Annotated in this window: 11 protein-coding genes; all 11 read right to left on the minus strand. The window is 30.9% G+C overall.

Features of this window, described 5'->3' with window-relative positions; genetic code table 11:
* Positions 1–93: 93 nt before the first annotated feature.
* Positions 94–822, minus strand: a complete 729-nt coding sequence (locus AXY43_RS08835) for a FadR/GntR family transcriptional regulator (RefSeq protein WP_105411424.1) — start codon at positions 820–822, stop codon at positions 94–96.
* A gap of 555 nt (positions 823–1,377) precedes the next feature.
* Entirely contained in the window at positions 1,378–2,781 is a 1,404-nt protein-coding gene (locus tag AXY43_RS08840; RefSeq protein ID WP_012060254.1) for an APC family permease, read from the minus strand.
* Positions 2,782–3,193: 412 nt separating this feature from the next.
* Positions 3,194–3,673, minus strand: coding sequence for a MarR family winged helix-turn-helix transcriptional regulator (locus tag AXY43_RS08845; protein WP_023973093.1), 480 nt, complete (start codon positions 3,671–3,673; stop codon positions 3,194–3,196).
* Positions 3,639–5,231, minus strand: a complete 1,593-nt coding sequence (locus AXY43_RS08850; RefSeq protein ID WP_017209078.1) for a DHA2 family efflux MFS transporter permease subunit — start codon at positions 5,229–5,231, stop codon at positions 3,639–3,641. Before AXY43_RS08850 ends, AXY43_RS08845 begins: the two co-directional genes overlap by 35 nt.
* A 12-nt stretch (positions 5,232–5,243) precedes the next feature.
* Entirely contained in the window at positions 5,244–5,897 is a 654-nt protein-coding gene (locus AXY43_RS08855; protein WP_017209079.1) for an HlyD family secretion protein, read from the minus strand.
* A 19-nt stretch (positions 5,898–5,916) separates the two neighbouring features.
* The gene (locus tag AXY43_RS08860) at positions 5,917–6,900 is read right to left on the minus strand and encodes an efflux RND transporter periplasmic adaptor subunit (protein ID WP_012060258.1); all 984 of its coding nucleotides are present in this window, start codon (positions 6,898–6,900) and stop codon (positions 5,917–5,919) included.
* 267 nt (positions 6,901–7,167) lie between these two features.
* The gene (locus AXY43_RS08865) at positions 7,168–8,574 is read right to left on the minus strand and encodes a HAMP domain-containing sensor histidine kinase (RefSeq protein ID WP_105411425.1); all 1,407 of its coding nucleotides are present in this window, start codon (positions 8,572–8,574) and stop codon (positions 7,168–7,170) included.
* Positions 8,561–9,247, minus strand: a complete 687-nt coding sequence (locus AXY43_RS08870; RefSeq protein WP_105411426.1) for a response regulator transcription factor — start codon at positions 9,245–9,247, stop codon at positions 8,561–8,563. Before AXY43_RS08870 ends, AXY43_RS08865 begins: the two co-directional genes overlap by 14 nt.
* A gap of 146 nt (positions 9,248–9,393) precedes the next feature.
* Complete coding sequence (locus AXY43_RS08875; protein ID WP_017209082.1) at positions 9,394–10,785, minus strand: L,D-transpeptidase family protein; 1,392 nt, start codon at positions 10,783–10,785, stop codon at positions 9,394–9,396.
* 118 nt (positions 10,786–10,903) lie between these two features.
* The gene (locus AXY43_RS08880; RefSeq protein ID WP_039771587.1) at positions 10,904–12,637 is read right to left on the minus strand and encodes a flavin monoamine oxidase family protein; all 1,734 of its coding nucleotides are present in this window, start codon (positions 12,635–12,637) and stop codon (positions 10,904–10,906) included.
* 132 nt (positions 12,638–12,769) lie between these two features.
* A complete protein-coding gene (locus AXY43_RS08885; protein WP_105411427.1) occupies positions 12,770–14,155 on the minus strand; it encodes a L,D-transpeptidase family protein in 1,386 nt (461 codons plus the stop codon).
* Positions 14,156–14,176: the final 21 nt, after the last annotated feature.

Genomic DNA, 14,176 nt, shown 5'->3' on the forward strand with positions numbered 1-14,176 from the left:
ACGTGCATATTCATCTGATGTATTTAAAATAATAACAAAAAAATACATCGCTCTCCAAAATAAGAGCAGACGTATTTCATAAAGTCAAAACAATTAATAATTTCTTTCCTTGCCTATAATACTTGCGATATTCCTTCGATTATATACTAAGTGTAAGAGCATCGCATCATGCGCTCCATTAGCATTATGTTCCTTAATCGAATTTAAAATTTCCCTGTGTGTCTCTATTGTTTCATTACGTAATTTTCTATTTGTAATATCGATAAATATAGTAATAGATCTATTAATTATTGGAATCAAATTAACCACAACCAAATTCTTACTGCTCTTAGCTATTGCAGTATGAAACTCTATATCTTTCTCTAAATATGGTTCATCTTTTAAGATAAGACTCTCTATTTCGTCACACAAGTTAGACATTTGTTCGATTTCTTCATCAGTAGCTTTTGTAGCAGCTATAGATGCTATTGATGGTTCTATCATAAATCTTACTTCCAATAAATCAAGCGCTAATTTATATTTATCTTTTACAAACGTTAATCCTAGGGGATCATCAGCAATTCCACATTTATCAGAAATAAAAGTTCCAGCTCCACGTCTAATTTCTAAAACATTCCGTGAAACCAAAGCCTTTATAGCTTCTCTTATAGTGCTTCTTCCTACATTAAGGCTACTTGCAAGATCATATTCATTAGGTAGCTTATCTCCAGATTTCCAATCACTATCTATAATCAATCGAACAATTCTTTCTGAAGTTTGCTCCCCTAGTGATTTTGTTGAACTATTTGTATCATTTAAACTCAATTCTCTAATATCTGACATATTTCCTCCAACTGCTACTATCTTGCAGCTTAAAAGTTCTTTCAAAAGTATTTTCTAACCCTGCCAACTTAACTCGCTTTATTATTTTAAAAAATAAGTTTTATCCCCCAAGTTATACACCCGCTGTTAAGCATGATAAATAATATGGAGGACAATTAAAATGTTAGCATTCACTTATTATAATACTTAAAAATACAACAATTTAAAAGACCTTTTAAATATATTTTTAATGCACCAATTTTCCTCTTTAAAATCCTATACGCTTTCCATAATTATTTATAAAGTATTTAAATTCTCTATCTACTATAATCTACACTGCTTTAGTATTAAAACTTTTCAAAGATTCTGATTAATTATTATTCATTTATAAAAGCTAGCTACGCCGCCCTCCACTTCCGTTTATTTTTATAATCTCATAATCCCCGATGTATACGCGATTATATCACTAAATCCTTATATAATAAGCCATTTAGCATTTAATAAATTCATAGTTTTTTGTACAATAAAAAACAGCCCTAAGTTATAACACTCAGAGCCAAATATTTTATTGTATAATTAATTATTGTTCTTTCGTGCAAAATACGGCATTATAAATCCTAGCCCAAGTAATACAAAAGGAGTTATAATATTAAGAACTAATTGAAATTTATCAGCTGTATACATACCACTAATACATGCAAAAGCAGTAAATGCAAAACACCATGCTCCAATTATAATACCAACAGTTCTGTTTTTTACAAATTGATATTCTGGCTTGAATTTTTCTCCTGCTTTTTTCAATGCAATATAAGCAGCAAATACCCATAAATAACGAAGTGGCATACACACAGCATTTAATTTTACTAGCCATTTCACTAGCTCGTCTACGTTCCCAATACCAAAGGCTGGAACTATTATTAAAATTGAAACAATTATTAAAATTAATTTATGACCATTTTTATATGTGCCATATTTATTTTTTACAAACATTTTTTCAGGAATAAAATTCTTATCCGCACTATCAAGTAACATACGTAAAGGTGCATCAATAGATATAATTAATACCGCAAACTGCCCAATCATGTTAGTAATAGCATAAACGACAACAAATAAATTACCTAGATGATAGTATTCCCCTAACTTCTGGAAGGCATAGTATGCTCCATTTGTCATTAAGTCTTTAGGAACATTATTTGAATCAAACATCATTCCAAGAGAAATTGTTCCTAAAATTGCACATACAGCTACCATAACAGCTAATGCAATCATACCCTTTGAGAATCCCTTTTCAGGATCATCCATTTCGTTTACATACGGCGAAATCTTTTCACAACCGCCAACTGCAAAAATTAATATAGATAGACCTGTAAAAAACTTCATATCAAATGCGGGCATAAACGTTTTTATAGACCAATCTATAGAATTTAAATGCGCATTAGTAATAGCAGGTGCAGCTACCATTAAAACAATAAACAAAATTGACATTACAAACATCGATGTTCCTGCAAGTGTAGCTAATTTTTTTAACGGATTTAATCCTTTAGAAGCTATATAAAGTCCAACCAAAAAAATTACTAAACATGTTATTTGTAGTAACTTTGTATCCATACTGCTAATTCTTTTATCTTGAAATATAGCCCAACTTGTTGCTATCATAAAGTTTGATGGTTTTTGTGAAATATAAGGCATATGAACAATCCAATATGTCCATCCTGCATAATAGGCAACTCTAGGACTTATTGTTTCATTTATCCATGAACTGACACCACCACCAAATTCTTTAAACGCTGATCCTAACTCTCCTACCATTAGTGCGTATGGTACAAAATAAATAGCAAAAATCAGGATCCAAGATACTACTGACTTAAGTCCATTATATTCAGAGAAACCATTGATAACGTTGCCAAAACCCCAAACTGTTGAAAAAGCCATAAATGCTAAGGTATACCAAACAATTTTTTTGTTGTTTTTTTCAGACATAAACTTTTCTCTCCCACTTATATTATTTTAATTTTTATATTAAAATAATATAATATACTTTTACCTTTGTATACATCTTCGACAAAATTAGCCTTCATTTAATTATATTACTAACTCAATTAAAATATACAAATAATTTCACTTTAACTTTATTAAATTAACACATATATTGCTTCTTTTTTTAATAAAAATAACAAGATTTCGGCTACTACATTGAACGTCATATTTCCCATTTCTCACCTGCCCCATTACAGTTCATCTGGACATTAAACTTAAAAAGATTCCAATCCAAATAAAAGAATTAGAAAATCAGTCTTACTTTGGCCTTTTATGAATTTCTTTTTTAAAAAACACTTCACTCATAAAAACTATCCTAAAATAGTTCTATATGAATAAAGTGCTTTACAATTTTCTAATTATTATTCAGTAATATACTGAATTGTTTTAATCCATAAATTATTTTTTCTACTTCTTCCGGGTCTGTATTTTTTATAGAATTTAGTATAAGATTTGATATAAACTCTTTTTTCATTTTGCAAATATCATTGTTTTTCCTAAATTCCGCTGAAATTGACAATCTTACAATTCTACGATTTTCCTTTGGTATTTCTCTTGTAACAACTCCCTGTTTTGCAAGACGATCTACTATTCCTGAAACTGTACTTTTAGTTAATCCTATCTGATCACTTAATTCATTTAGAGTTATCGACGGCATCATGTATAAATGAAATATAACATTTAATTGAGGTGCTGTAAATCCGCAATCTTTTGCAATTTTTTCAAACTTACAGCTTAATTCTCTTCTAATATTCCTAAATACACCAATAATCTCATCCGCTTGTTTTTGATATAATTCATTATTCGGCGATGAGGGCCCCTCCTGTAGATTCATTTTTTTCACCTTCTTTATTTTCTTTTTTAGGCTCTTTCTTTCCACCCATAAATAAAGCTAAGAATATAGTGACGAATACTATAACAACAGTTATTACAACTGAATATGACATAGCATCTACATACGCTTGACCTTGAATTATTTTCACTATATAAGATACTGCAGAAGCTCTAGCAGTATTTGTATCCATTCCCATTCCCATAAATGCTTTAGTTAATGTACTTATTGTGCTATTAGAAGTTGGATTATATACATTAATTTGTTCTGATAACTTTGCATAATTATAATCATTTCTTCCTTGTATAAGAGTAGACATTAAAGTAACACTAACTGAACCTGCTACCTGTCTTAAGGTATTTGAAAGTGCTGATGCTCTACTAATTAAATGTGTCGGAACAACGTTCATCCCGGTAGTACTAATCGGCATCATACTTAATCCTATTCCAATGGACCTTATACAATTAACAAGTATGATATAGTCTTTACTCGAATTCATATTTATAGCTGTTGCAAGTTCATATGAAGCGCCTGCAAGTATTAAAAGTCCAGGTATAACCAGTGCTTTTACGCCAACTTTATTTAATAAATTACCGCTAAGAGGCATCATAACTCCCATTACCAGAGCTCCCGGCAACATTATTAATCCTGCTTCCATAGGTGTATATCCTCTTATATTCTGTAAAAATAATGGTAATACGTAGACACCGCCCATCATAGCTAGAGTTAATACACTAGTTATAATTTGGCTAATTGTAAAATCAAATAATTTAAAAACTCTTAAATCTAATAATGGATCCGGATGAGTTAATTCATTTACTATAAATAATACAAGACTTAAACATCCAAGGGTCATCAAAATTGGATTCTCAAGTTTTGACCAATCAATTGATGAGCCTTCACCTAGAACATATAGTATACTTACTAGTCCTACAGTAGAAGATAAGAATCCAATTATATCAAAGGATTTAAAAGGTTTCCTTTCTGTCCCCTTTAATAAAATCAAGGCCAATATTACTCCTACTATCCCTACTGGAACATTAACATTGAAAATAAGTCTCCAGTCCATCTTCTCAATAATATATCCACCCAAAGTAGGTCCTATTGCAGGTGCTGCCATCGCAGCTATCCCCCAAAATCCAAGTGCTAATCCAATCTTTTCTCGAGGAAATATTTGATATATTATTGACATTCCTACAGGCATTATCATTCCTCCTCCAATGGCTTGGAGGACACGAAATGCTATCATACTTGTATTGCTCCAAGAAAGACCACATAACATAGATCCAACTGTAAACATCGCTAAAGCAAATACATATATTCTTTTAGCTCCTAAAATTTCTTGTAAATATCCAGTAAGTGGTATAATGGCACCAAGCGCCAATGTATAAGCTGTTAACACCCACTTTATATCATCTAAAGATACTCCAAAAACAGCCATCATTTTAGGAAGAGCAATATTTACTATACTACTATCAAGTATAGACATGAAAGTACCTATAATAACTACAGCTAACGCTAACCAACTACTTGCTAATGATTCGTTATTATTCTCTCCCATTATATCACCTCATCATTTAATATGAATCTTAATAACTGCATTAGTTCCTGGAAGAATCTTATCATCAAAATTATCAAGTTCAATTTTTATTGGTACTCTTTGAACTACTTTAGTAAAGGTTCCGCTTGTTGATGATGGTAATAGTGATATAGCAGAATTAGATATTTCACCTATTGTTTTTACTTTTCCACTAAATTTTTGTGAATCATATTCATCAATAGTAATATCAACTGGTTGTCCAACTTTTACTTTTTCAAGTTTTGTTTCTTCTATGTTAGCAGAAATATAAAGCTTAGTTGGATCTACTAACGTAATTAAAGTTTGACCTGTTGATAAAAGTTCTCCAACAGTTCCCTGCTTCTTTACTATGATTCCATCAATAGGTGCTCTTACTAAAGATTGTTCTACACTTGTGTCTGGAAGATTATTCATTTCTTGACGCGCTAGTATTTCATTTTTTGTTACTTTATCTCCTTCATCAACATTAAGCTCTAGTAGTTTACCAGAAATTTGTGGAGTTACACTAACAAAATCTGCATTAACTCTTGCATCTTCAGTTGAAACATAGTATGCATTTTCATACCAATAGTAGAATCCTATACTACCTAATGCTACCACAATTACCAACAATATTCCAATAATTAATATTTTACGCTTTCCTTTCATATTCAAGTCACCTCTTCCCTTATTCCTTTAATCCAATTTCAGCAAACATGCCAGGCTTTAATTGTGAATTTGGGTCTGCTAAACTAACTTTAACCAAAATATTTCTACTTTGCGAATTTAGTTTTGAATTTATTACAGTTATCTTTCCGTCAAATTCAACATTATCTACTTCTGATACTTTAACTACCACATCTTGTCCTTCTTGAAGCTGACCTGCAATATCTAAAGGTGCATATGCATTTACCACTAAAGCATCCGGATTAGATATTGAAACAAGAGTTGCACCTGGAGATGCCATCTCACCTACATTAATACTTTTAGCATTTACTACACCCGAAATCGGCGCTGTAAGAGTTCCATTATTTAATGTTGTTTGTGCAGTTTTTAAAGCAGCTTCTGCTTGTGCCACTTGAGCTTTATAAACATCTATACTTGTTTGTGTTGCTCCATTATTAAGCATATTCAATTGCTCTTGTGCAGATTTCTGTTGTGACTCTGCAGTTGTAAGCTGTTGATGTGCAGCTTCAAGTTGCTGCTGAGTATTTGCTCCCGCATCAACTAAAGCTTTAGTACGATCATAGTTTTTCTTAGCAACATCATAAGCTTCATTTGCACTATCTAAAGTTGCTTGAGCTTGAGATATTTGTTCTGGACGTGTAGAATTCATAGCGTTAGTTAACGTCGCATTTGCAGTATCAACCGCTGCCTGTGCTTGATTCACTTGTGCTTGCAAGTCTTGAGTATCTAACTTAACTATAGTATCCCCTGCATTTACTTTTGACCCAACATCAACTAGTACTTCTGAAACTCTTGCTGAAATTTTTGAGGCTATATTTGCTTGATCATTTGCTTCTATTTTTCCAGCCATTATGTATTTATTTTTAGCTTGCTCTGCAGTAGTTTCAGCAGTTTTTGAATTATTGCTTGTATTTCCGTTATTAGTCGAACCGCAACCACTTAACATTAGTGCTACAACTAAACAAACTAACATAGTCTTTTTCATATTAACCCTCCATGTACGAATTATTTTTATGCATATTGTTCGCATACTAACAGTATGTATTATACAGCAGATTGTCCTTGTTATCAAGAATATTATTCCATGAATTTATACATTTTTTTCGAAATCGTATACACCTTTTGCAAAAATTCCTTGCTCTTTTTCATGTATTTTAAATATAAATATATTTTATATCAAAAAAGTCATGCATATATATTTTGCATGACTTTAATATTCTCTTATATTTTAGATAAATTTATATTCAATAATCTATTCAGGTATTTCCAAATAGAAAGTCACCCCTTCTTCCACATTTTTCACTTTAGTAATTCCCCCATGAAGTTGTGCAATCAATCTCACTAATGATAGGCCTATACCATGACCTCCATACTTTCTAGATCTCGACCTGTCCACTTTATAGCATACATCCCAAAGTTTATCCATTTCTTCCTCACATATGTTATCACCAGTATTGAAAACACCTATCTTTATTTTATTTTCTTCTTTCTTGCCTATTATATTAATAATTTTTCTGCCTTTCACATGATCGATGGCATTCGTAATGAAATTATTTATAGCCTTCTCAAGCAAGTCTCTATCAGCATGTATTTCACAATCTTTCACACAATCTAAAGTGAAAGTAATATTTCTCTCACCAACCACTGGTTTAAATCGTTCTACAATTTTGCATAAAAATTTGTTAATATCAAATGATACAACATTTAGTTTAATCATTCCACCTTCCATCATAGAATAATGTAAAAGTTCTTTAACCAAGCTATCCATTCTATCGCATTCTTCAACTAATATCGAACAATATTTATCCATTGTTTCCCTATCATTGGCCACTCCAAATTTGAGCCCTTCCGCATACCCTTTAATTATCCCAATTGGTGTCTTTAATTCGTGAGACATATTCCTTACAAGTTCTTTCTTACGCTCCACATCTTGTTTAAGTTCATCTATACTTTTGTTAAGCTTGTCAGAAATCTTATTTATACTATTTCCTAGCCTTCCTATTTCGTCCTTCGAATCTATATCAACAACCTTGTCAAATTTAAGATTAGATATATTTTCAGCAATTTTACTCATTTCTATAATTGGCTTTGTTATTTTATTAGAGAAAATAATAATAAATATAGCACCAATAATCATTACTATAAATCCTGCTAATATGTAAAATTGATTTGCGATTACTACACTCTCATGAATACTCTTAAAAGACTTCTTTAGAATAATAAAATTTCCATTCTCAATTTGTGAAACAAATACTAATTTTGTCCTTTGATCATTATTTTTCTCATCAATATAGTAAACATACTTTTTAGAAAGTCTTTTTTCATTTCCTATAATAGTTTGTTTAATCTCCTTGGATAGACGTTTTTCTTCATCATTTGATTTAGGACGAATAGAATTATATTTTATATCATAATTATTATCAACAATTATTGTATTAATGTTATCAACACTTTGTATTGTGTCTGCATATTGATAATTGTCTTTTTCGCCTTCCATATATTCATCCTTAATTTTCTGACTTACTGACACTAAGACTCCTTTATTTTTATAAATATAATATGATTCTAGGAAAACTGAATTTAAAATTATCCCACCTAAAACTAATGAAATCATAAGAACCATAAATATATAAAATAATTTTGTCTTAATTGTTTTCATATTTTTCTACCTCAAACATGTATCCACTTCCTCTTATAGTTTTTATCCAATCTCCTTGTTCCGAAAGTTTAGCCCTTAAAGTTTTTATATGCGTATCTATAGTTCTTATATCACCATCAAAATTATATCCCCATACTTTATCCAATATCTGCTCTCTGCTTAGAACTGTATTAACATTTCCAACTAAATACAGTAAAAGATTATATTCTTTTGGATTTAATTTGATTTCTTCATCATCAATCACTACTTTATGAGTTCTTTGATATATCCTTAAGTTTCCTACAGCTATTTCGTCTGAGAATTTCTTCTTTACTTTCTTTACGATGTTATTCAAGCGCGCAACAAATATTTCATAACTAAACGGTTTTCCAATGTAATCATCCGCACCTTTTTTAAGCCCTAACACTTCATGTTTTTCATCGCCTAATGCTGTCAGCATAATTATTGGCACTTCAGATTTTTCTCTTATCTCTTTAAGAACCTCCCACCCATCGTACACTGTCATCATTACATCTAATATGACCAAATCAATATCATTATTATTAAAAAACATATTAATAGCTTCTTCCCCATCACACGCTTCTATAGGCATGTACCCTTCTTTTCTTACTATATCACATACTAAATCACGAAATATATTGTCATCTTCAGCTATAAGAATTTTTATATCCATAATATACACCTTCTCTAATGTTAAAATTAAAAGCAGGTTCAAGATTTTTAATCTATAAACCTGCTTTTATATTAGCATAACTTTACTTATTTATACTATTTCAATAGTATTACAATTTTATTAACAAATATAAATTAAATAGTACATTATTCAGTATATACTATAATTGGAGTTCCCGGCTCAATATTTTCAAATATTGTTTTTGCTAAATTATAAGGTGAATTTACGCATCCATGTGAACCGCTTGTTAAATATATCTGCTTACCAAACACTCCATTTCTCCAACTAGCATCATGAATACCTACATTTCCATTAAAAGGCATCCAATAATCAACTGGTGAACTATAATCTTCACCCTTTAATGTTGCATTTTTCTCTTTGTAATTTAGAACATATGTCCCTACTGGTGTACCTGTATTATTACTTACATTTCCTGTAACAACATCATCATCAACAACTAGAGCTCCATTTTTATAAAACCATACATGCTGCTTAGTAAGATTGACTTCTACATAAGTATTCCCTATATCGTTAGTTCCTTTTACAAATGCATTTTGTGCATATTTTGGTTCCTTTGTTACATCTTGTCCATTCCTTATAATTTCTATTAAATCTTTTACTTCTTTAGAGTTATCAACAATCCATCCATAATTACCGCCACTCACTTGTACTGTTTTTTTGGTTGCTGTAACAAAATCTCTTGTGCTACCAAAAGTATTATAAATGCTAGATATTTTATATACATAATTCCGAACTTTATCTTCATTGATTGTAACTTGCATATTGTCATCTACTCCAAGCCAGTTATGTATAGTAGATCCATCCAAAACTTCTTTTTTGCCATTTGAATCATACGTAATTTTTAATCCTATGTATTTATTAAGTGTATCTCTTGCTGCAGTTACTTCATCTGACTTTGAAGTGTATTTAGGATTTTCATAACAATTGCTTGAATCTAAATCTATTGATGTTTTCCCATCAAGGATCGCATTAGCTACATTATCATGTAAAGCATCTTTATTTATCTTATTTCCTAAAACTTCATCTACTATCTCGTATTCTCCATCTTTATAATTTAAGCTAGCATTTTGTGGTTGGGTTATCTTCTTGTTACTAACACAAGAAAGCTTATTTAGTGTTTGGTTTAGTTGTTCTTCATCATACATAATTATCTGGGATGCTTCGGAATTATTTTTCTTAAAAAATGTACTAGGCCAAGCAAATGAACTTTGATTCTTCTTTAATTCTTTGATTTTATCAGAATTATATTTTAATCCAATATCACTAGCTTTAATTTGTTCTTTTACATCTCCTCTTTCGTCTAATTCCAATGCATATGATTGCATTTGGGCAGCTAGCTTTTCTTCTGCTCCCTCAACGGTCTGCCCGCCAACATTAACCCCATCAATTACGGTTCCAAAGTGAAAATGATTAATAGAATATAATGACATACCTAAATATATAGCACCCAAAGTACAGAGAGAAATTATAACCCCTGGCATAACCTTGTTACTACTTTTATTTCTTCTTTTTCTCATTATATCTACTCCCTTCGCTACTATTATACTAAAAAATCTAAATTATTAATATATAATTTTTCACCAAAAAAAGCCACCATAAATAGAAAATGCATTTCTATTTAAAGGTAGCTCACTCTCACATACTTTTACAGTACTCTGCTAATTTATTTGCAGCTTTCATTGCAGTACTTACAGATCCTTCTATCCATCCATGCGTCAAAGAAACATGTTCTCCTGCAAAATATACTCTATTATTATATTCTGGTTTTACCATCGCATTAGAAAAAAGTTTTTGCTGCTGAGGCATAAAGTAGCAAAATGCTCCATAAAATCCTTTTTCCCTATCCCAGTCAACAGTTTTATGATCTTCAACTATATAATCAAGATATCCTCGTGGAAGACCCTGGACATCCTCAACTTGCCTTTTAATCAATTCAAATCGTGCATTATCATCTAAGCTTCCTACGCGTATTCCGTCTAACCCTAAATTATATGACGCTATCAGAACTCCTTGATTATCCTTAGCACTTCTTTTTCTTCCAACAGAAACATTCATCTTATTTTTTGTTACTCCACCATAACTAGTACTAATACTATGACTAGGATACCATATGGTTTGAATTGGCAAATCAGTATTAGATCCTCCGCCAACTATCTTCTCATTATCATTTCCTTTTTCCCAAAAACGTTCATTACACATAAAAAGAGTTTTTTGAGATGATGTATAAAAAACTTCTCTTATTGACTGCATTTTTTCATTGCTAAACATAGGAAATACATTCACATCTCTAAGGCTTGAAAAAGGTATTGCACAAACAACGAAATCGAAAGTTTGACTATAAAGCTTAGATAACTTCTCATCCGCATATTCTAACACTACTTTATCCTCTATATCATTAATTTTATATATGCTTTTTACTGTCTTTCCACTTTCCCAAGATACTTTTCCCAATTCTTCATCTCTAATATTATTATATTCTTTTGGTTTTTTAGACATTAACGAATCATAAAAAGCTAGTGGTAGATTTACTGCTCCACCAACAATTTCGTACCTATATGCATAATCTACAGTATATTCCTCAATTAAATTTTCAGAATAACTATTATAATAAAATGAACCTAGAAAAGGTGCAACTCCAGAAATTAGCTCTATTGCTCCTTCACTTACACCCATCTTTTCAAGTACTTCCCTTATTCCAAGACTACCAACATATTTAATTATATCTGAATAATTTTCTTTTACCTCTAATAATTCCTTTCTTATGGAGGGAGGTATTTTTAATAAATTACTTGACAATGCATCTCCAATTATTTTCTGCCATGGAGTATTTCGTTCCCTCTCAGTCAAGTTAAATTCCGGGTATATATTTTCCATTACACTTTTACCTTGAGGATCATTCCTCGCACGTTTATGTCTTATATAAAATAATGCATTTTTATTATTTTGAATAAATGGCCTTGTTTTTATACCAAAAGTATTAATATAATGCCATGTTGTTTCATGACCTACTGGTGTACGCATAGCACCAAATTCACCATAAAGTTTTTTCTCCTCATCAAAATAATAGGTATAGACCCGACCTCCAATTCGCTTCTCTTCTGTTTCAAAAATAGTAATATCAAAACCTAGTTTTCTAAGTTCAAAGGCTGAGGCTAAACCTGCAATACCTCCTCCTATTATCCCAACCTTAATGCCTGAGCAACTTCCAGGCGGTAAAATTGTTGTAATATCTTGCGGTGGACTTAATAATTCAACTATATTATTAAAATCTTCAATACGATTCGCTTGCTCTAAAGTTATCCTTAACATTTCATGCCTTTCTTCATCAGTTGGATTATCTGGTTGAATAAAATTTATTTCTCTAGGCAAATAAAGCCACTCCTTTAAACAAAATCACTATAGTTAAATATATTATTCTAGCAGCTGCAAAAGACCAGCTAAAAGCTAGTCTCATTTTTAATCTTAGTCTATTAAGTTCTAAATTGATGATTTTATAGAAATTTAATAATAACAAACCACAGGCGTTCCCTCATTAATATTATTAAATATAGTATTAGCTAGATAATATGGAGAATTTACGCATCCATGAGAACCATTTGTCAAATAAATTCTTCCTCCAAATACTGATCTCCAACTTGCATCATGAATGCCTATTCCTCCATTAAAGGGCATCCAAAAATTAACTGGGCTGCTATATCCCTGACCTTTTAAAGTAGCATCTCTTTGCTTGTATTTTAATGAATATACCCCAGTAGGTGTTGACGTATTATTGCCTACATTTCCTGTAACCACATCTCCCTCTACTATTAAAGAACCATTCTTATAAAACCATACGTGCTGCTTGCTCATATTTACTTCTACATAAGTATTGCCAATGTCATTACTCCCAGGAGACATTGCTGATTGTGTATATTTAGGCTCTTTTCTTACAGATTGTCCCTCTTTTATACTTGAAATTAATTCTTTTTCCTCATCATTATTATTAATTAACCAACCGTAATCTCCTCCGCTAACTTGCACAGTGGCACCTAGCGATGTAACAAAATTTCTTGTCTTACCAACTGTATTGTAATTATTCAATATGCTGTTTAGATATTCTTTGATTTTTGGTTCATCAAGTGTAATTTCTAAACTATTATTTACGTTAATCCATTTGTTTATTATAGATCCATCTATTACTTCGGTCTTATCACCAAAATTATATGTTATTTTAGAGGATACATATTTATTAAGGGTATCTTTAGTATTAATAACCTCCTGAGATTTTGAAGTATATTGAGGCTTTTCATAACAATCCTCCGAATCCAAATCTAATGTTGTTTTCCCATTAAGAATTGCATTCACAATACTATCATGTAGCGCTATCTTATCAATTTTATTACCATATACCTCATCAGTAATTTTATATCCATCATCTGTATATTCAAAACTAGGGTTTTGTGGTTCATTTACGTTATTACTATTAAAACATGAAAGATTATCAATGCTTTTTTTTAGTAACTCATCATCATAAGTAACTACATTTGTTATCGTAGAATCATTGGTTCCCAATAATGACATAAGCCAATTAAATGGATTTTGCTTATCTTTTAGTTCCTGAACTTTTCCATCTGGATTATACTTAAGATTTATCTCATTTCCTTTAACTTGTTCTTCATTATTTCCTCTTTCCTTTAATTTCAAAGTATAATTTGTTATTTCGTTTGGCATTTCTTCATCTACTTCTTGTACAGTCTTACCCGAAACATTAATACAATTAACCGTAGAACCGAAATAAAAGTGGTTCATAAAATAGATTGCCAGCCCCAAATATATGGCAAGTAAAGTAAAACATGAAACTATAATGCCTATTAAAAGTTTTTTGTGTTTATTTTTCTGCATTTCCATAATAACGTCTCACCCCGTTAT

The organism is Clostridium sp. MF28 (assembly GCF_002969175.1).
In the GTDB taxonomy this organism is placed as follows: domain Bacteria; phylum Bacillota; class Clostridia; order Clostridiales; family Clostridiaceae; genus Clostridium; species Clostridium beijerinckii.